The organism is Streptomyces sp. NPDC045021 (assembly GCF_056432645.1).
The window spans coordinates 1,501,404-1,519,954 of sequence record NZ_JBWKIQ010000001.1 but is presented as its reverse complement, the minus strand read 5'-3'; the positions used below and the strand labels follow the sequence as shown (position 1 = coordinate 1,519,954).

Genomic DNA, 18,551 nt, shown 5'->3' with positions numbered 1-18,551 from the left:
AGCTGGGAGCTCAGATCAGCACCGGAGCGGACAGGCGCACAGCCTGAGCCGACAACTGCACGTCGCAGCCGATCCGTACGCCCGCGGGCAGTTCGTTGTACGGCCCGACTTCGGCGGCGTCCCCGACGACGGCTTCCAGCAACGTGGACCCGGCACCGATGGACGCCCGGCGGCCGACCACTGAGTGGTGGACGAGGGCTCCAGCTTCGATGCGAGCACCGGGGAGGACGACGCTGCCGTCGATGACGGCACCGGGTCCGATGACTGCGCCTTCGCAGACGACTGTGCCGCCGCTGAGCAGTGCCCTGTCGTCAACGAGGGCGCCGGGCAGCACGAGTGCTTCCCCGGTGGGCCCGGGCAGTGCGGGCGAGGTGACCCGGCCACGGACGAGATCCACCGAGCCCTTCACGAAGGCGGCCGGTGTGCCGAGGTCCAGCCAGTAGCTCGAGTCGGCGACCCCGCGCAGGAAACCGTCCGCCAGGAGCAGTCCGGGGAAGGTTTCCCGTTCGACCGAGACCTCACGGCCTGCGGGAATCGTGTCGATGATGGACCGGGTGAAGACGTAGCAGCCTGCGTTGATCTGGTCGGTGACGATCTGCTCAGAGGTCTCGGGCTTCTCCAGGAACGCAAGGACCCGGCCGTCGGCATCGGTGGGCACCAGCCCGAACGCCCGCGGATCGGGAACGCGCGTCAGGTGAAGGGTGACATCGGCGCCCGATGCCTGGTGGCCGTCGCGCAGGGCGGTGATGTCGAGGCCGGAGAGTATGTCGCCGTTGAAGACGAGGACCGGATCGTCGGGGCCGCATGTGAGGTAGTCCGCGGCATTGCGGATCGCGCCTCCGGTGCCGAGCGGTTCCGCCTCGGTGACATAGACGAGATCAAGGCCCAGTTCCGCGCCGTCGCCGTACTCCTGCTCGAACAATTCGGCCAGGTAGGACGTGGCAAGCACGATCCGAGTGACACCGGCTGCCGCTGCACGGGCCAGTTGGTGGGTCAGGAGGGGAACTCCGGCCACTCGCAGCAGAGGCTTGGGGGTATGCGTGGTCAGCGGGCGCAGTCGGGTGCCCTTGCCGCCGACAAGAAGGATCGCCTCGCTCATCGAGTGTCTGCCTCTTTCTGGGATGTGGCTGTCTCGTTCTGCAGTGCGCGGCGCGCAGAGCGCAGTTGATGGGGATGCGTCACGGAGTGGCGGCGCTGCCGGGTCCGGCGTAGGCGGAGCCGAAGCACTGTCGGATGGCCTGCTCGGTTTTTGGTCTGCCCGCGAAATCCAGCCGAGAGGCTTCATCGGCCGGGGCGCTGAAAGGGTTGTCGTCGAAATAGATCGACCACCAGTACACGCCGCTCATCTTGCGAGTCTGGACGACTTGGCAGACGGCCGAGTACCAGGTGGCCTGAACGTCGGTGTTCAAGGCCCGTTTGGTGTAGAAGTCGCCCGGTGCGTGGTAGGCGCCCTTCATGGCGGCGATGCCGGCTTCGGACAACACGATCTTGGGGAGTGGCCCGGTGGACCTCTTGTCCAGCCAGGTGTCCCAGCCGTTGACCAGGGTCTTCACCGATGCCGTGTCCGGCACCTTCACCGGGAAGTACGCGTCGATGCCGAGCGTGTTGACGGGCATGTCGATCCGACCGGCCACGTAGTTGTCCCAGTTGGCGTCGTAGCCCAGTTCACCGGAGAACCGCTTCTTCGCGGTGGCGGCCAGGCCCTTCCACCGAGTGTCGCCTTCCATCGAGTTGAGTTCGGTGGCCAGGGTGAACGAAGCGACCTTGTGTTTCTGCGCCACATCCAGGTAGGGGCGCAGAAACGTCCCGTATGAAGCGAACCAGGCGTCCCGGTCGGCAGGTTTGATGGTGCCGCGCCAATTGGGGAGTTTGCCGAGGGACTTCTCGTCCATCAGCGGCCGGACCGTGGTGCGCAGGCCGGCGTCCTGGAACACCTTCAGCACGGCCTCCATGCGGGCCGGGCTCGGGGTCCTGGGACCGGCGGCGATCTTCGTGGACGTGATCGTGCCGGTATAGAAGGGGAACGAGATCGCGACCGAATTCGCCTTCAGACCTACGAGGTACTTCGCCTGAACCTGGGCCTTCTGGGTGAGGTAGGCGAGAGTCTGCTTGTGGTCGTCCTCCCAGTACACCTGCACACCCCACTGCGGCATGCCCGGCTTCCACGGCTTGGCCACCCGTACGGCGGGTGGCTGCGGGGCGGTGCGGCCCCCCGGCGCAGCATCGTCCTGCGCGCTTTGGTTCGCACTGTCCTTGACTGCGGCGACTGTGGAGGGGCTGGCCGACGGATGATCGCCGATGACCACGTGCGGCATCGCGGAGTGCGCGTCCCAGCGCAGGGGGTAGGTGCCCAGCACGAAGGGAGCGGCGATGACGCCCGCTATGACGGTGACCGGGAAGATCGAAAGAAGAGGAAGCCGGGAGCGTTTCATGGGTGAGAAGTCCTGAACAGAGGAGTTAAGCGGGCTTGGCGATCACGACGAATTTGTTCTCTTCACGCCGTATGAACTTCAAGAACCCGCGGAACCCGCCGAGCCCTTCCAGAACGGAGAACACCGGTATCAGGCCGATGACCACGATGGGTTCCCACCACTTCCGCCGGCCGCTGGCGGAAACCAGAGCATTGAGCCTCAGCCCTTCCCAGTACGTCCAGATGACGTACGCGAAGTTCAGCGACCACAGCACCACCACCGACTGGGCCACTGGGGAGGTGTTCATGCTGCCGGTGAACCAAGCGATCAGCAGGATGGCACCGATGTGCTGCAAAGGCCCGAGAATCCAGGTGGTCACGCATATCGACAGGAACCAGCGGTAGCGCAGTGGGATGGTGCGGTTGAAACAGAGGGCTACCAATCCCCAGGCCCAGCGTTCGCGCTGCTTCATGAAGTCTCGCGCGGTGGCCGGTGAAGCACCGTAGCAGCGGCCGTTGAACCAGTCGCTGCGCCCTGGGTAGCGTCGACAGAAGTTCAGAGCGAGCTGGGCGTCCTCGACAATCGCCTTGGGGCCGAAGTCCCAGCCGATGGTGGCCTCGATGGAGGCCCGCAGCAGCAGCAGTTCGCCGTGTACGCCGGCCACGGGGGTACCCATCCCGGTCAGCGCCCTGAACCGGGCAATGTCGTCCGCGGGACGGACCGCGTCCGCGAGCCAGACGAAGAGGTTGACCGCGTTCTCACGCGGATACGTGAGGATCCCCTGCGCCATGTGCTTGGTGGTCTCCGGAGTGGCGCGCCGCTGCCGGTTGATGAACTGTGCGGTGGCCGCTGCCGTATCCGGGCCCACCGCCGTGTCATCGTCCATGTGCAGGACCCACACGTCGTCCAACGCCTCACCCTCGGCGATCCGGAGCTCGTGCGAGTAGTGGTTGGCACGGGCTTTGAAGCGGGTGCCGTTGGTGGTGACGTATGCCCTCGGCACGGTGACGACCCGGATCAGCGTGCTGACCTCCTCCAGCGCGGCGATGCGTTCCGTGGCCTCGCACCCCTCCTCGGTGAGCACGTCCACGCGCATGTACGGGAAGTACTGCGGCAGGTGCTCGACGTAGGAAAGGACGGAACGTTCCAGTGCCGGGTAGGTGTCGTGGCGCCCGATGGTGGGCACCAGAACGATCAGGAAATCCTCCGCGGCCGGCGTCGGCGGCACCATCTCGTCGGCGCGCCGGACGCGGCGGCGGATGAGGAGGCCACCTTGCAGGCCCACCATCACGCCCACCACGGGCAGGGACCACACGATCGTCAGGATCCAGCCCAGCGGAGTGTTGTTGGGCAGGTACGACCACAGGCCGAAAGCGAGCAGGACCAGGAACGGAAGCAGGAACGGAAGAATGCCGGGCTTCCAGTTGGCGTGCCGCTGGGCCATTTTGGCAGCGTGCCGCGAAACTGCGGGCTCCGACGTGTTGGCGAGGGCGGTCATGGACAGTTCTCCGAGTGGATTGACATGGTGGCGGACGTCATCGGCCCGCCGGCGGGGGCGGCTGCCAACCTGCCGCAGGCGGCCGCTGCCCTGCTTGCTGTGGCGGATAGGGCGGCGTGGGCGCGGCGGGCGGCGGGGCGGCCGGCAATGGATACGGCTGCGGGTAGGCCGGGTGGGCCTGCTGCGGGAACTGCGCAGCCTGTTGGGCCTGTTGGGCCTGCTGAGCCTGCGCGGTCCAGGCATTGGCCGGCGGAGTCCAGGGCACATGCACCGGCGCTCGGCGGACCAACAGCAGCAACAACGCAACCGTGACCAGAACTCCAGCGGCGAAGGTCGCCAACTTCAACTGGCCCTGTGTGGTGTGAGTGAACCAGTCCTTCTGCCGGCTGTCGAACAGTGCGCCGGTAAGGCTGCGCAGCCGGTTGTAGCCCTCGATCAAGGCCGCACCGCACGCGAGCCCGCGAGCCCACACGCTGCCGCGCATGATGAGCACACCTGCGATCAGGTACACCACCGCCCAGTTCAGGTTCGCGGTGTCCGCCGCCGCAGACCCGTCACCGATGCCGTAGTAGAAGATGCCGCGTGCGAAGTCTGCGACACCTACCTGCCAGAAGCAGTTGTACGCCGTCCAGGAGAGCAGGACGGCGGACCAGGCGAGTGCGATGAACGCGGCAACCCGGTGGATGCGCAGTACGGGGACGGCTGGCTGGCCGGAAGCCGATGCCACAGAGCCGGCGATTACCCTCACCTCATCTAGATCATCAGGACCGCTAGGCCCCTTCAGGAGAAAGCCGTTCGAATTGTGCCAGCGCTGTGTTAACGCTGGAAGTCCCGGACCCGCAGGGCCCACTGGGCATGATCAGGTCATGGAAGGCGCAACGACAGCCCAAGCCATCCGCCGGCCACAGCCGCCGACCTACTGGTCAATACGTGTGGAGACGCGTAGGTCGCCCGCACATCCGCCGGGGCGTTCTTTCCTTGCGGATCGGAGACGTTGTTCTGAGTCAGTGCCTGTCCCCACACCGTCCAGATCACCCATGGGGTCTCTTCCAAGGTTCGCGGCTGAGCGCCGAGCACTGGCACATAGAAGGACTCAGCCATCATCCGCGGCTTGCGGTAGTCGGCCAGGCCCTCGTACCACTTCTTCGTCCACACACCGCCCGCGAAGGGCTGCTGCGGGCTGCCGCTGTAGTCGTCGACCCCAACGACGTCCACGTACTGGTCCCCTGGGTAGTAAGCCCATGGTTCGCCGTAGTGCACGTCATCCCAGGCTCCCGGGGACCACACGAAGATGAGATTGTCCAGTTTGCGGGTGTCCACGAGATACTCATGCAGGATCCGCCACAGTGACTTGTACTGCTCCGGGTGCAGGCCGCCCCACCAGAATCGGCTCTCGGCATCCGTGTTCATCTCGTGGTAGGGCCGCAAGAGCACGGGAACGTTGCGGCCCGCGAGATATCCGAGATGGTCGGCGAGGAACGACAGGTCCAGGATCAGTGCCTGGTGCTCAGTGGTACCCGCAGTAACCACCCGTTGGATCCACTCCGGATCCCGCGCGGCCGGCGAATTGCGGCGCATCGTCTCCCGGTAGCCCTTGACCGGGCTCCCAGGCCACGGCTGGTGAAAGGACATTCCTACGAGTCCGGCCGGTCTCCCGCCGTTCTCAGGCAACGCCGTCGCGGAGCCATCACTACGAGGTTCCTTCCCGCCCGGGTTGTAGCTACCGTCTGCGGCTCGCGGCAGTCCGAACCACACGCCGGCAGCGAGATCGACAGCGTCATCGACGTAAGCCCACTCACTGCGGCGGCTCGGCCAGGCGGCGGAGTACGACCGCGGACGATCGACTCCCCACCCTTCCCGCTCGTACCCGGGCCCGAGATCAACCTCGACGAAGCCGGGGAGTTTCCCGGTGATGTCCGCGACCTTGCGGTAGTAGTAACCGGGGGGCTTGATTCCGCGATAATCCCCGTAGAGGGGGTTGTTGAGCTCGTTGTGGAGCTCAACGTGCTGTCCAATGATGGTGGCGCGAGGATGACCGGCCCGTGCGTCGTTTTCCAGACCGGCGAGCTTCCGGTACACGGCACGAGCACTGGCGGATGCCTCCCGGCCGGGTCGGAGGAGCTCGCCTTCCACCAGCACAGCGCCAGGAGGCCGGGCACCATCGAAAAGACGGGCGCCGACGAGACCTACAGCTCCCGCCGCAGCAGCGCCGCCGCTGAAAATGGCCGTACGGCGCTTCACGCCCGCTCCCCCTCCAGTACCTGATCGCATCCGTGTGGTCCGTTACCTCACCACACAGACTTCCGACGGATGCGAAAGGTTGTACGGATCTTGTTCGCACTTTAGACGTGGCGATCCACCCAACAAAATGGATCACCATCACGGTGGTTGGGCAGTTGGCGATCCCCGTCCCACGCGAGACTCGAGGTAGTGACCGCATCGGCCCGTCACGCAGTGTTATCAAGGAACTACGCAATTGCTAATAACGACAACTGGATGTCAGGGTCAGCTGGCAGCAGGACGGATGGCACGGAAAGGTGAAGACGCGACTGGTCGAACTCGAGATTCCGGTCACGGTGAAGAATGACCTGCCGACGGTCCGTCGGGTGAAGCCGAAACCGATATTCAGCAACGAGTGTTCGGCGACTTCGGGCACGTCTCGAAAGGCCCGTAGGCGGTCCAGCGCGATCCGCGTGCGCTCTGCTGTCCGTTCGCTGCCGCTCTGCCCAAGGGTGAGCATGCGGCTCGTTGTCTCGGCGGCGGCCTCGGGCTCGTTGGCGTCGGCGTAGGCCACTGCCAGCCACGAGAGGTACAGCGCCAACTCCCTTGCGTGGCTGGCGTCGTAGCGTCCGAGTACATCAGTCAGAAGCGGTACGGCGCGCAGGGGCCGCCGCAGCTCGGTATAGACGCGGGCCTCCATCACCTGCAATTCCCCGGAGTCCATCCAGTACAGGTACGACGGCGATTCGGTGCCGGCCGAGTCCTCGGCCAGGGCGATCGAGCAGGAGCAGGCCGGTGGCGTGTGCGTTGTATCCGGCGCGGTGGCGCTGGCCGGGGAGGTCGGCCAGGGGCAGGCGCAGGTGCTCGATGAGCGGGTCGAGGCCGTGCTTGCTGGCTTCGGGGTAGGTCGTGCGGGCCAGCCGCAGGGTGTCGATCACTCCGGCTGGCTCCCAGCCGGGCAAGGGACGATCTCGCGGACCAGGAGCCGCTGCTGGACCAGGGTGCCCAGAGTCTGCTCCACCACCCACCGTTTCGGCTGGGGCACGAACCCCTTGTCGGCAGGGTTCCGCTCGACGATCTCGACGTCGATGCCGAGCGAGGCGCCGTGGGCGACGACCGCGTTCTTGAGGCCTGGTCGACCAGGTCTTTACTCACCGTGTCCGACTGCGCGGCGACCCGGTCCAACAGCGCGATGCGCCGTCGTCCCGCCACTTCGCGAAGTAGTAGTACACCGCACCACGAGGCGGCAGATCATGCGGGAGGTAGTCCCACTGGCAGCCGGTCCGGTTCTGGTACAGGAGTGCGTTGACGAGCTCCCGCATCCCGTACCTGCCCGTATGCCCACTGACCGACCGGTGCCCGGCCTTCCACGCTGTCATCACCGGCTCGATCAACGCCCACTGCTCGTCGGACAAGTCGCTCCGGTACGGCTCGCGTTCACTCACCCAGCCACCCCAACAAGGCCAGGCCCTCCGACCAGACCGGACGCCGCAGAGCCACACGATCAGGCGACCAAAAACCGGACATCAACTCACGTACCGCCCTCTCAGCGGCCGCGGAATCCAAAGGGCGCAGAGGTCCGTTATGTCCGATTCGATGGAAGTGCTCAAAGTTCGGGCTGATGGTGACTGAGTTCGCAGGTCACGCAGTCTGCTCCCCGCCGGCGCCATGCCTGCTCCCCGCCCGCGCGGGGATGGACCCTCCACCCAGGTGAGGGTGAGATATGGGAGCGTGAGCGGGTGAGCGAGACGATGGCTAAGACCCTGCAATACCGCGTTGACGGGCCAGAAGACGCACCGACCCTGATATTGGGCCCCGCCCTCGGCACTACATGGCACATGTGGGATCGCCAACTGCCCGAGTTGACCCGCCACTGGCGGGTCCTGCGTTACGACCTGCCCGGCCACGGCGGCGCGCCCGCCGAACCCGCGACCTCGGTCGCCGATCTGGCGGACCGGCTGCTCGCCACCCTGGACCTCGCCGGCATCGACCGGTTCGGCTACGCGGGCTGCTCCCTCGGCGCGGCCGTCGGCGTCCGGATCGCCCTGCAGCGCCCCGACCGGGTCGCGGCGCTGGCGCTCGTCTCCGCCGCCGCCCGCCACGGCACCGCCGACGCCTGGCGGCAGCGCGGTGTCGTCGTACGGGCCAACGGCCTCGGACAGTTCGCCCACACCGTCCCCGACCGGTGGTTCACCGACGGTTACCGGGCCGCCCAGGGCGCCATCGTCGAGTGGGCCGTGCAGATGGTGCGCACCACCGATCCGGAGTGCTACATCGCGGCCTGCGAGGCGCTGGCGGCGCACGACGTACGCGACGAGCTGGGCCGGATCGCCGTGCCGACCCTCGTGGTCGCCGGCGAGGACGACCCCGCCACGCCGCCCGCCGACGCCCGCGTCCTGGTCGCCGGAATCCATGACGCGAAACTCGCCGTGGTGCCCGCAGCCTCCCACCTCACCCCGGTGGAGCAGCCGGCAGCCGTGGGCGAGCTGCTGGTGCGGCACTTCGGCGCCGCCTGGACCGAACCCGCCATCGCCTCCACCACGGCGGTGCTCCACGCCCCGCCCGCCCCGCCGGCCGCCGAGCAGCCCGCCGCGGTACCGGTGGGCCGCGTGGACCCGTACGACGAGGGCCTGCGGATCCGCAGGGAAGTGCTGGGCGACGCGCATGTCGACCGGGCCGCCGCCGGGGCGGACGACTTCACCGGGGAGTTCCAGGAGTTCATCACCCGCTACGCCTGGGGCGAGGTGTGGGCGCGTCCGGGCCTGGACCGGCGCACCCGCAGCATCATCACGCTGACGGCGCTGACCGCCCGCGGGCACTTCGACGAGCTCGCCTCCCACACCCGCGCGGCGCTGCGCAACGGCCTCACGCCCGCCGAGATCAAGGAGACGCTGCTGCACACGGGCGTCTACTGCGGAGTGTCGGCGGCGAACGCCGCCTTCACGGTCGCGCAGCGCGTGATCCAGGAGGAGACGGCCGTCGGCGGCCCCGCCGGTGATCCTCCGCAATGATGGTTCCCCTACGACCCGGTGCACGTCGATATCGCTGATCACGTTCCGAGGAGCAACAGTGAAGCTGACCAAGAAGGGCCACGCCTGCGTCAGGCTGGAGAAGGACGGGCAGGTGCTCGTCATCGATCCCGGCGCCTTCACGGAGGAGGACGCCGCGGTCGGCGCCGAGGCGATCCTCATCACCCACGAGCACATCGACCACTTCAACGAGGAGCGGCTGCGCCTCGCACTGGACGCCAACCCGGCCGCCCAGGTGTGGACGCTCAAGAGCGTCGCCGACCAGGTGTCGGCGGCCTTCCCCGGCCGGGTGCACACCGTCGGCGAGGGCGACACCTTCACCGCGGCGGGCTTCGACATCGAGGTGCACGGCCGGCTGCACGCCGTCATCCACCCGGACATCCCGCGGATCGCCAACCAGGGGTACGTCGTCGACGGATCGGTCTTCCACCCCGGCGACGCCCTGACGGTCCCCGACCGTCCCGTCGACACCCTGCTGCTCCCGTTGCAGGCCCCCTGGAGCAAGTTCTCCGAGATCGTCGACTACCTCCGCGAGGTCAGGCCGCAGCGCGCCTTCGACGTCCACGACGGGCTGCTCACCGACATCGCGTTCATGATCTACGGCCGGATGCTCGGCCCGGACGGCCCCGGTATCGGCGGCGGCGAGCACCGCCGGCTGGCCCCCGGCGAATCCGTCGAACTGGCCTGACCGCCCACCAGGAACCTGGCCGCCAGGAGCCTGGCCGCCCGCCAGGACCTGGTCAGGAGCACCGCCCCGGGGCAGCCCGGGGCGGGTCCGGGGCGGGTCCGGGACGGGTCCGGGACGGTTGTCGGTGCCGGGCGGTAGATTCGGATCCATGCGCATCGCCACCTGGAACGTCAACTCGATCACCGCCCGCCTCCCGCGGCTGCTCGCCTGGCTGGAGAGCACCGGCACGGATGTGCTGTGTCTCCAGGAGACCAAGTGCTCGCTGGAGCAGTTCCCCTTCGACGAGCTGCGCGAGCTCGGCTACGAGGCGGCCGTCAACGCCACCGGCCGGTGGAACGGGGTGGCGCTGCTGTCGAAGGCCGGCCTGGAGGACGTCGTGACCGGGCTGCCCGGCGGCCCCGAGTACGAGGGCGTGCTGGAGCCCCGCGCGGTCTCCGCCACCTGCGGTCCGGTCCGCGTCTGGTCGGTGTACGTGCCCAACGGCCGCGAGGTCGCGCACGCGCACTTCGCCTACAAGCTGCAGTGGTTCGAGGCGCTGCGCGCGGCCGTCGCGGAGGACGCCGCGGGCCCGCGGCCCTTCGCGGTGCTGGGCGATTACAACGTCGCGCCGACCGACGAGGACGTGTGGGACCTGTCCCTCTTCGAGGGCGCCACCCACGTCACCCCGGACGAGCGCGCCGCGCTGGCCGCCCTGCGCGAGGCCGGCCTGACCGATGTGGTGCCGCGTCCGCTCAAGTACGACCGCCCGTACACCTACTGGGACTACCGTCAGCTCGGCTTCCCGAAGAACCGGGGCATGCGGATCGACCTGGTCTACGGCAACGAGGCCTTCGCCAAGGCGGCCACCGACTCCTACGTCGATCGTGAGGAGCGCAAGGGCAAGGGCGCCTCCGACCACGCCCCGGTCGTTGTGGACCTCGACGTCTGACCGCACCGCCCGGTCTGCCGAGCCGCCCGCCGGGCCGCCCGCCCGGCGTGCTTACGAGGCGTATGGGTGGGCGCGGGACGGTATACAACCTGTCGTTCCCGCGCCCGTACGCCGCCCCGTACGCTCGGCGCTCATGAGCACCGTTGACCTGCCCTCCGCCAGCTTCGCCGTCCACGTTCCCGACGCCGAGCTGGGGCCCGAGCCGCTCGACCCGGACCAGATCGTGTCGGGCACGCCCGAGGTCACCGGCAAGGTGCTCTGGGAGTCGGCCGACGGGACCCGGCTGCGCGGGATTTGGCAGATCACCCCGGGCGTGGTGACCGATGTCGAGGCCGACGAGATGTTCGTCGTGGTCAGCGGCCGGGCCACCGTCGAGGTGGCGGGCGGCGACACGCTCGAACTCGGCCCCGGCGTTGTGTGCGTCCTGCACGAGGGTGACAGAACGGTCTGGACGGTGCACGAGACGCTGCGCAAGGCGTACGCGATCGGCTGTTGAGCCCCGGTGCCCGAACATCCGCGGGGCAGGCGCGCCTGTAGAAGTCGGACCGCCCCGGGTGCGACGCTGAGCCGTATGGACATCCCCTTCCTGGACAGGTGGCGCAAGCGGAACGCGACGGTGAGCGGGGTCGCGGTCGGGGGCGGTGATCCGGACGCGGCGGGCGTCGCCGAATTGCTGGCGGAGTGCGATCTGCTGCGCGCCCAGGCGCAGGACGCCGGGCTCGAACTCGACGACTCGCCGGGCTCGTTGACCGCCCTCGACCAGCTGGTCCCGCAGTGGCGCGACGACCCCGAGGTGCTGCCCTGGCTCGGCAACGACGCGGGCCTGTACCTCGGCACCGTCATCGTCCGCACGGTGCCGGGCGCGGCCTGGCAGGTGTGGCCGAACGGGCTGCCGGTGGTCAAGCTGGAGTCGGGCCGCGAGATCGACGTGGTCGGGATCGGCCACGAATGGGCCGAGAGCGGCACGCCCGAACTGTCCCAGACACTCGCCGAGGCATCCGAGAGCTGACGGCCCGCCGTCACCCGAAGTGATGGACCGCGCCACCGCAATGCGACGGCGGGCAGGCGTGTCCGGCGGGCAATGACGCTTCCCTGCCCGGCCGTACGGTGCATGATGTCGGAAACGCACCACTTGATCAGCTCGGTACCGGAGGCGCGACGTGGACTCCCTGCAGCAGATGCCGAATATCGGAGCGGTCCTTGCCGACCGTTTGCGCCGCGGCGGCGTCGAGGACGCCGGCGAACTGCGCCGGCTCGGCGCCGGCCGTGCTTTCGAGAAGATCCGCGAGGACCTTCCCGAGGACGCCTGCACCCACACCCTGCTCGCACTCGAAGGCGCGATCCGCGGCACCCGCTGGACCGCCATCCCGCAAACGGAACGCGACACCCTCGTCAACCGGGTCCTCGGCTGACCCGGACCAGAACCCCTACCTGACCCGAACCGACCCGCACCGACCCCACCCGCGCCGATTCGCGGCGCGGGCCGTCGGCGACCCCGCGACCCGTAAATCAGGGTATTGGCGGCGGTCTGCGTGTCGGCACGATGTGGCCATTCGAGGGGATAGGTTGCCCATTCGTCGACCGTCGGACGTGGGTGAGAGTGAGCTGGACTGCGCATGGATCCGCTGATCGTCCTGAGTGGCGTCAACAAGCACTTCGGACCGTTGCATGTCCTGCGGGACATCAACCTGACGGTCGGCCGCGGCGAGGTCGTGGTGGTCATCGGACCGTCGGGATCGGGCAAGTCCACGCTGTGCCGGGCGATCAACCGTCTGGAGCCGGTCGAATCCGGCACGATCTCCATCGACGGCCAACCGCTGCCCTCCGAGGGCAAGGAACTGGCCAGGCTGCGCGCCGACGTCGGCATGGTCTTCCAGTCCTTCAACCTCTTCGCACACAAGACGGTGCTGCAGAACGTCGCGCTGGCGCCGGTCAAGGTACGCGGTCACAGCCGCTCCGACGCCGACAGACGCGCCCGGGAACTGCTCGACCGGGTCGGCCTGCTCTCGCACGCCGACAAGTACCCCGCCCAGATGTCCGGCGGCCAGCAGCAGCGGGTGGCGATCGCCCGCGCGCTGGCCATGGACCCCAAGGCACTGCTCTTCGACGAGCCGACCTCCGCACTCGACCCGGAGATGATCAACGAAGTGCTGGAGGTCATGCAGCAGCTCGCCCGGGACGGCATGACGATGGTCGTTGTCACCCATGAGATGGGCTTCGCCCGCTCGGCCGCCAACCGGGTCGTCTTCATGGCCGACGGTTTGATCGTCGAGGACCGGGTCCCGGAGGAGTTCTTCACCGCGCCGCGCAGCGAGCGCGCCAAGGACTTCCTGTCCAAGATCCTCCACCACTGACGACCCGGGACCGCCATGCGACGCAAGAACAGGCACAGCGCGCTGCTCGCCGTGGCCGCGGCCCTGCTGGCGGGCTGTGGCAAGCAGGGCAGCCCGCCCACGAAAGGGCCCAGCTCCGACGATCTGCCCACCTACAAGGTGGCCACGGACTTCTCCCTCCCCGACTCGAAGACCTGGAGCTCCGCCCACCGGCGCGGAAAGATCGTCGTCGGGGTCAAGGACGACCAGCCGTACCTCGGCCAACGCGACCCGGCCAACGGCACCTACGCCGGCTTCGACGTCGAGATCGCCCGGATGCTCGCCGCCTCGCTCGGCTTCGGCCTCGACCGGATCCAGTACAAGTCGGTGGCCTCCGCCAACCGCGAGACCGCGCTCAGCAACGGCCAGATCGACTACTACGTCGGCACGTACACGATCAACGACAAGCGCAAGCAGCAGGTCGGCTTCGCGGGCCCGTACTACATCGCGGGCCAGGGCCTGCTCGTCCGCAAGGACGAGAACGACATCAAGGGCCCGCAGGACCTGAAGGGCAAGAAGGTCTGCTCGGCCGCCGGCTCCACCCCGATCCAGCGCATCGAGTCGGACTACCCCGACGCCATCCCCGTCACCTACGACACCTACTCCGTCTGCGTGGACAACCTGCTGACCTTCCAGGTCGACGCGGTCACCACCGACGACTCGATCCTGCTGGGCTACGCGGCCAAGGCGCCCGACGAGATGAAGCTCGTCGGCAAGGCGTTCTCCAAGGAGCCCTACGGAGTCGGCGTGGCCAGGAGCGACAACGCCCTGCGGCTCGCGCTCGACGACGCGATCGTGGCGCACGAGAAGAACGGCGACTGGAAGAAGGCGTACGACGCGACCCTCGGCCTGTCCGGGGTCCCGGCGCCCACCCCGCCCGCCGTCGACCGGTACTGAGAGGGCCGCCGCACATGAACGTACTGCTCGACAACTTCTCCCTCTACGGCAAGGGTTTCCTGGGCACCCTCGAACTGACCGTGTACGCGGGCGTGCTGGCGCTGGTCGGCGGCGTGATCATCGCCGGCTTCCGGGTCTCGCCGGTCAGGTCGCTGCGCGCCTTCGGCACCGCCTGGGTCACCGTGCTGCGCAACACCCCGCTGACCCTGCTCTTCTTCGCGGTCCTGCTGGGACTGCCGCGGTTCGGGGTGCGGCTGCCGTTCACCACCTTCGCGGTCCTCGCGCTGGCCTGCTACACCTCGGCGTTCATCTGCGAGGCGGTCAGGTCGGGCATCAACACCGTGCCGCTGGGCCAGGGCGAGGCCGCCCGCAGCCTCGGGATGACGTTCATCCAGACCCTGAACCTGGTGGTACTCCCGCAGGCGGGACGCGCGGTCATCTCCCCGATCGGCTCGACCCTCATCGCGCTCGCCAAGAACTCGGCGATCGCCGGATCCTTCTCGGTCACCGAACTGCTCGGCACGTACAAGCCCCTCAACGAGCTGGGCTACAGCATCGTCTGGTCCTTCATCTGGATCGCGGTCGGCTACCTGATCATCACGCTGTCGATCAGCGCGCTCTTCAACGTGCTGGAGAAGAAGATGGGGGTGGTCCGATGACCGAGCGCAGCGAGGGAACGATTGAGGGGCGCGTACTCTGCGAAGCGGCCTCCGAGCGCAGCGAGGTGGCCCGATGAGTAGTGCGCTCTACGACATTCCGGGTCCGAAGGCGCTGGCGCGCCACCGGCTCTACGCGTGGATCACCACCGCCGCGCTGGCGGCGCTGGTCGGCTGGATCATCTACATGCTGATCCACACCGGCCAGTTCGAGTCGACCAAGTGGGTGCCGTTCGAGTACCAGGGCATCCAGCGGCTGCTGTTGACCGGGCTGGCCAACACCCTCAAGGCGTTCATCTGGGCGGCGGTGCTCTCGCTCGCGTTCGGCACGCTCTTCGCCGCCGGCCGGCTCTCCGAGCACCGGTTGGTCCGCTGGGTGAGCACCCTGGTGGTGGAGTTCTTCCGGGCGATGCCGCTGCTGGTGATGATCTTCTTCATCTTCATCGCGCTCAAGGTCGAGCCGATGCTGGCGCTGATCACCGGCCTGACCCTCTACAACGGCTCGGTGCTCGCGGAGGTCTTCCGTACCGGCGTGAACTCCGTCTCGCGCGGCCAGGGCGAGGCCGCCTACGCGCTCGGGATGCGCAAGACCCAGGTGATGACGTACATCCTGGTGCCGCAGGCGGCCCGCGCGATGCTGCCCGCGATCGTCAGCCAGCTGGTCGTGGCGCTGAAGGACACCTCGCTCGGCTACCTCATCACCTACGAGGAGTTCCTCTACAACGGCAAGCTGATCGCCACGAACCTCGACTACGACCTGCCGTTCATCCCGGTCGTGATGGTGATCGCCCCGATCTACATCGGGATGTGCATGCTGCTGTCGTGGTTCGCGAACTGGCTGGCGCGCCGCGAACGGCGCAACCCCAAGACGAAGGGCACACCGGTCGCGACGACGCCACCGCAGCAGATCTGACGGACAGATCTGCCGGACGTACGGGCTACTCGTCGTGGAGCGGGACCGACAGCCAGGACGGGTCGGAGGCCGGCGACGAGACGGTGACCGTGGCGAAGAGCGGGTTCTGCTCGATGTAGAGCGGGTCGACGGTGTCGACGACCAGCGCCAGCCGGTGGCCGGCCGGGACGTCGTAGGCGGTGGCGAGCAGGTCGATGTCGGTGGTGAACGCCTTGCCGGGGGCGCGGCCGACCCAGGTGTAGGGCGCGTGCGTGACCAGCTTGCCGATGCCCAGGGCGTCGACGTCGTAGAGGTACGCGATGACGGTCCCGTCGGCGGTCGACGGCGTCAGCGTGGCGTGCAGCGTCGAAGTGCCCCGGACGTGCTGGGCGGTGCCGTACGCGCCGGACTGCCAGACGGTGGCGAAGGCGCGCGGCAGCAGCGGGATCGACGCGACGGGCGGGGCCTGGGCGAACTGGTCGAGCAGGCTGGACAGGAAGATGATCCCGCCGTCGGCGCCCGAGTCGATGTTGGTGCCGATGGTGGTCCGCCATCCCGGACCTGCGTCGCCGCCGAGCTCTCCGGTGCGCAGCCCCTTGGCGCCGAGCTTGAGGGTGGTGGTCCGGGACGGGACCGCCGCCCAGCTGTCGTAGCTCTCGTAGGCGCCCGTGGAACGGGACTTGAGCTGGACCGGCTGTTCGTGGTCGATGCCGTTGTCCACGCCCTTGAGGTAGTGGTCGAGCCATCGCTTGGAGCTGGCCCAGGTGTCGTTGGGCAGGCCGAGCAGGCCGGTCGCCTCGGCGGTGGCGTGGTCGCCGGGCCGGAACTCCAGGCGCTTGGGGCCGGTCAGCTTCTCGTAGAACTTCGCGTACTGGTTGGGCGGGAAGAGGCTGTCGCCCCACGCGTTGGCCAGCATGACCGCCGTGCCGTTGGCGTTGAGCTGGTTCAGATAGGTCACGGGGGAGCGGAGCTTGCCCCACGCGATCATCTCGTCCTCGGCGGCGAGGTTCGCGGTGAGGAAGTTGCCCAGGATCTTCTGGAGTTCGGGGCTCGGGCGGCCGGTGAGGTAGCCCGCGCCGCCGAGCAGGGCGGCGGCCTGCAGATGCGGGGTGCGGCCCTGGTAGATCGAGTCGATGAGATCGGCCCAGCCGCTGAGCGCGACGACGGCCTTGATGCGCTTGTCGTGCGCGGCGCCGAGCAGACCGATGCCGGCGCCGTACGAGACGCCCGCCATGCCGAGGTGGTCCGGGTCGGCCGGGGTGTTGGCGAGCGTCCAGTCGATGACCTTGGAGACGTCGGCGACATCGGGCGGCCCCGCGGTCTCGATCTGCCCGCCGGAGAGCCAGAAGCCTCGGGAGGTGTAGCTGACGACGACGTACCCGGCGTCGGCGAGCTGCTTGGCCTGGGCGATGTACTCCAGGTCGTTGATGGCCCAGCTGCTCGGGAGCACGACGACGGGGTAGCGCTGCGAGCCGTCGTAGCCGCCGGGGGTGAAGACGTTGCCCTTCAGCGTGATGCCGCCGGAGCCCGGGATGTCGACGAACCGGAAGGTCGACGCGGCGGCCGCCTGCGCGGTGCCGGCGGTGACCACGGTGGGCACCGGCGCGGCCTGCGCCAGTGGGGCCAGACCGAACGCCGTGGAGGCGAGCAGGGCCGCGCCGACGACTCCTGCTGTGGTTGCTCTCATGGACTGCTCCTGACTGGCCGGATGCAAAGTGACTGGAGAGTAACCTCGCGGCCTTACCGGCGGTAATAGGCGTGCATGTTACGCGCGGGTAACGATCTGCGGGCGGTGGGAGGCGCGGGAAAGCGCATCGGGGCACCCGGGGGCAGGTGGCGGCATATGAAGGCATGTCAGGAGGTGTCGATCGAACACGGGTCCACCGGACGATCTTTCGTCAAGGTCATTGACACCCGGCGTGGTGCGCGCGGAATCTGATGCTCGTCACCGTCGACACTGGGGGTACCGATGGCCCGCACCACCGTCCTGGCAGCAGCCGCACTCGGCGGGGCTCTGGCCCTCACAGCGGGCATCGCCGCCCCGGCCTCGGCTCATTCGGGCCGCCCGGGCAACTCCGGTCACGGACACGGCGTCAGCTACGCGGCGCTCGGCGACTCGTACACGTCCGGGCCCGGCATCCCCGACCAGGTGGACGCCAACTGCGCGCGGTCCAGCCACAACTACCCGTCGCTGGTCGCCGAGGACCAGCGCTTCGCGGCCGTCAAGGACGTCAGCTGCGGCGGCGCCACCACCGCCGAGATGTGGAAGCCGCAGGGCACCAACGGACCGCAGCTCGACGCGCTGAACCGCGGCACCGACCTCGTCACGCTGCAGATCGGCGGCAACGACGTCGGCTTCAGCTCGATCATCGGCACCTGCGCCGTGCTGAGCGCCACCGACCCGACCGGCAACCCCTGCCAGAAGCACTACAACGCCACCGGCACCGACCAGCTCGCCCTCAACATCCAGCAGACGGCGCCGAAGGTCGCGGCCGTGCTGCGCGCCATCCACTCCCGCGCCCCGCACGCCCGGGTGGTCGTCGTCGGCTACCCGGACCTGCTGCCGGACAGCGGCGTCGGCTGCCGCCCGGCCGTCCCCTTCGCGGACAGGGACTTCGGGTACCTCAAGGACACCGAGAAGCGGCTCAACACGATGCTGCGCCAGCAGGCCGGGGCCGCGCACGCCGAGTACGTCGACACCTACCGGCCGACCGTCGGCCACGACATGTGCACGGCGCCCGCCAACCGCTGGATCGAGCCGCTCGTGCCGGCCTCCCCGGCCGCGCCAGCGCACCCCAACGCCAAGGGCGAGAAAGCCATGGCCGTCGCCGTCCTGGACCGGATCGACGACCACTGCCGGAAGCACTGACCGGCACAGACGGGCACTGACCTGCCCTGACCTGCTCTGACTCGCGCCGCCGGTCCGCTTCGCCGATCATGGGCGGAAGCGGGCGGGCCGG

18 protein-coding genes and 1 pseudogene are annotated in these 18,551 nt (G+C 68.5%); 11 read left to right on the top strand and 8 right to left on the bottom strand.

The genetic code is table 11. The features are described from left to right. Window positions 1–10: 10 nt before the first annotated feature. From manB to AC07DC_RS06735, 7 genes and pseudogenes are all read right to left on the bottom strand, one after another. Window positions 11–1,099 (bottom strand): mannose-1-phosphate guanylyltransferase, encoded by a 1,089-nt coding sequence (manB, locus tag AC07DC_RS06765; RefSeq protein ID WP_478912447.1) that lies wholly within the window; start codon window positions 1,097–1,099, stop codon window positions 11–13. A gap of 79 nt (window positions 1,100–1,178) precedes the next feature. Continuing rightward, window positions 1,179–2,432: a glycoside hydrolase family 113 gene (locus AC07DC_RS06760; protein WP_478912445.1), complete on the bottom strand. Its 1,254-nt coding sequence runs from the start codon at window positions 2,430–2,432 to the stop codon at window positions 1,179–1,181. Window positions 2,433–2,457: 25 nt separating this feature from the next. After that, window positions 2,458–3,855 (bottom strand): glycosyltransferase family 2 protein, encoded by a 1,398-nt coding sequence (locus AC07DC_RS06755; protein WP_478912443.1) that lies wholly within the window; start codon window positions 3,853–3,855, stop codon window positions 2,458–2,460. 91 nt (window positions 3,856–3,946) lie between these two features. After that, on the bottom strand, window positions 3,947–4,636 hold the full coding sequence (locus AC07DC_RS06750; protein ID WP_478912441.1) for a hypothetical protein: 690 nt from the start codon (window positions 4,634–4,636) through the stop codon (window positions 3,947–3,949). 137 nt (window positions 4,637–4,773) lie between these two features. Next, window positions 4,774–6,150 (bottom strand): glycoside hydrolase family 26 protein, encoded by a 1,377-nt coding sequence (locus tag AC07DC_RS06745; protein WP_478912439.1) that lies wholly within the window; start codon window positions 6,148–6,150, stop codon window positions 4,774–4,776. Between the two features lie 238 nt (window positions 6,151–6,388). Continuing rightward, the gene (locus tag AC07DC_RS06740; protein ID WP_478912437.1) at window positions 6,389–6,853 is read right to left on the bottom strand and encodes a tetratricopeptide repeat protein; all 465 of its coding nucleotides are present in this window, start codon (window positions 6,851–6,853) and stop codon (window positions 6,389–6,391) included. Window positions 6,854–7,075: 222 nt separating this feature from the next. After that, a pseudogene (locus AC07DC_RS06735) lies at window positions 7,076–7,574 on the bottom strand (transposase); the annotation flags it as partial. A gap of 294 nt (window positions 7,575–7,868) precedes the next feature. Here AC07DC_RS06735 and pcaDC point away from each other — a divergent pair. The 10 genes from pcaDC (at window position 7,869) to AC07DC_RS06685 (ending at window position 15,612) form a co-directional block, all read left to right on the top strand. Then, complete coding sequence (gene pcaDC / locus AC07DC_RS06730) at window positions 7,869–9,140, top strand: bifunctional 3-oxoadipate enol-lactonase/4-carboxymuconolactone decarboxylase PcaDC (protein ID WP_478912435.1); 1,272 nt, start codon at window positions 7,869–7,871, stop codon at window positions 9,138–9,140. Window positions 9,141–9,198: 58 nt separating this feature from the next. Then, entirely contained in the window at window positions 9,199–9,846 is a 648-nt protein-coding gene (locus AC07DC_RS06725; RefSeq protein WP_478912433.1) for an MBL fold metallo-hydrolase, read from the top strand. A gap of 148 nt (window positions 9,847–9,994) precedes the next feature. Next, window positions 9,995–10,774 carry an exodeoxyribonuclease III gene (locus tag AC07DC_RS06720; RefSeq protein ID WP_478912431.1) on the top strand — a complete coding sequence of 260 codons (780 nt, stop codon included), beginning with the start codon at window positions 9,995–9,997 and terminating at the stop codon, window positions 10,772–10,774. Window positions 10,775–10,907: 133 nt separating this feature from the next. Beyond that, window positions 10,908–11,270 (top strand): cupin domain-containing protein, encoded by a 363-nt coding sequence (locus tag AC07DC_RS06715; protein WP_478912429.1) that lies wholly within the window; start codon window positions 10,908–10,910, stop codon window positions 11,268–11,270. 75 nt (window positions 11,271–11,345) lie between these two features. Beyond that, window positions 11,346–11,783, top strand: coding sequence for a DUF6278 family protein (locus AC07DC_RS06710; RefSeq protein WP_478912427.1), 438 nt, complete (start codon window positions 11,346–11,348; stop codon window positions 11,781–11,783). 151 nt (window positions 11,784–11,934) lie between these two features. After that, window positions 11,935–12,186 carry a TfoX/Sxy family DNA transformation protein gene (locus AC07DC_RS06705; protein WP_138355572.1) on the top strand — a complete coding sequence of 84 codons (252 nt, stop codon included), beginning with the start codon at window positions 11,935–11,937 and terminating at the stop codon, window positions 12,184–12,186. Between the two features lie 198 nt (window positions 12,187–12,384). After that, window positions 12,385–13,128, top strand: a complete 744-nt coding sequence (locus AC07DC_RS06700; protein ID WP_478912649.1) for an amino acid ABC transporter ATP-binding protein — start codon at window positions 12,385–12,387, stop codon at window positions 13,126–13,128. 15 nt (window positions 13,129–13,143) lie between these two features. Next, window positions 13,144–14,043 carry a glutamate ABC transporter substrate-binding protein gene (locus AC07DC_RS06695; protein ID WP_478912425.1) on the top strand — a complete coding sequence of 300 codons (900 nt, stop codon included), beginning with the start codon at window positions 13,144–13,146 and terminating at the stop codon, window positions 14,041–14,043. A 14-nt stretch (window positions 14,044–14,057) separates the two neighbouring features. Beyond that, window positions 14,058–14,702, top strand: a complete 645-nt coding sequence (locus tag AC07DC_RS06690) for an amino acid ABC transporter permease (RefSeq protein ID WP_478912423.1) — start codon at window positions 14,058–14,060, stop codon at window positions 14,700–14,702. Between the two features lie 73 nt (window positions 14,703–14,775). Continuing rightward, window positions 14,776–15,612 carry an amino acid ABC transporter permease gene (locus AC07DC_RS06685; RefSeq protein WP_478912421.1) on the top strand — a complete coding sequence of 279 codons (837 nt, stop codon included), beginning with the start codon at window positions 14,776–14,778 and terminating at the stop codon, window positions 15,610–15,612. Window positions 15,613–15,637: 25 nt separating this feature from the next. Here the strand turns inward: AC07DC_RS06685 and AC07DC_RS06680 are convergent, their stop codons facing one another. Then, window positions 15,638–17,278 carry a CocE/NonD family hydrolase gene (locus AC07DC_RS06680; protein WP_478912419.1) on the bottom strand — a complete coding sequence of 547 codons (1,641 nt, stop codon included), beginning with the start codon at window positions 17,276–17,278 and terminating at the stop codon, window positions 15,638–15,640. Window positions 17,279–17,560: 282 nt separating this feature from the next. Here AC07DC_RS06680 and AC07DC_RS06675 point away from each other — a divergent pair, with 282 nt between their 5' ends. Then, window positions 17,561–18,460 carry an SGNH/GDSL hydrolase family protein gene (locus AC07DC_RS06675; protein ID WP_478912417.1) on the top strand — a complete coding sequence of 300 codons (900 nt, stop codon included), beginning with the start codon at window positions 17,561–17,563 and terminating at the stop codon, window positions 18,458–18,460. Window positions 18,461–18,551 lie beyond the last annotated feature (91 nt).

What these genes read in the sequence shown, in the direction of transcription:
- manB (WP_478912447.1), bottom strand. Translation starts at nt 1,099, where the DNA reads ATGAGCGAGGCGATCCTTCTTGTCGGCGGCAAGGGCACCCGACTGCGC.
- AC07DC_RS06760 (WP_478912445.1), bottom strand. Translation starts at nt 2,432, where the DNA reads ATGAAACGCTCCCGGCTTCCTCTTCTTTCGATCTTCCCGGTCACCGTC.
- AC07DC_RS06755 (WP_478912443.1), bottom strand. Translation starts at nt 3,855, where the DNA reads ATGGCCCAGCGGCACGCCAACTGGAAGCCCGGCATTCTTCCGTTCCTG.
- AC07DC_RS06740 (WP_478912437.1), bottom strand. Translation starts at nt 6,853, where the DNA reads ATGGACTCCGGGGAATTGCAGGTGATGGAGGCCCGCGTCTATACCGAG.
- AC07DC_RS06720 (WP_478912431.1), top strand. Translation starts at nt 9,995, where the DNA reads ATGCGCATCGCCACCTGGAACGTCAACTCGATCACCGCCCGCCTCCCG.
- AC07DC_RS06715 (WP_478912429.1), top strand. Translation starts at nt 10,908, where the DNA reads ATGAGCACCGTTGACCTGCCCTCCGCCAGCTTCGCCGTCCACGTTCCC.
- AC07DC_RS06710 (WP_478912427.1), top strand. Translation starts at nt 11,346, where the DNA reads ATGGACATCCCCTTCCTGGACAGGTGGCGCAAGCGGAACGCGACGGTG.
- AC07DC_RS06695 (WP_478912425.1), top strand. Translation starts at nt 13,144, where the DNA reads ATGCGACGCAAGAACAGGCACAGCGCGCTGCTCGCCGTGGCCGCGGCC.
- AC07DC_RS06690 (WP_478912423.1), top strand. Translation starts at nt 14,058, where the DNA reads ATGAACGTACTGCTCGACAACTTCTCCCTCTACGGCAAGGGTTTCCTG.
- AC07DC_RS06685 (WP_478912421.1), top strand. Translation starts at nt 14,776, where the DNA reads ATGAGTAGTGCGCTCTACGACATTCCGGGTCCGAAGGCGCTGGCGCGC.
- AC07DC_RS06680 (WP_478912419.1), bottom strand. Translation starts at nt 17,278, where the DNA reads ATGAGAGCAACCACAGCAGGAGTCGTCGGCGCGGCCCTGCTCGCCTCC.
- AC07DC_RS06675 (WP_478912417.1), top strand. Translation starts at nt 17,561, where the DNA reads ATGGCCCGCACCACCGTCCTGGCAGCAGCCGCACTCGGCGGGGCTCTG.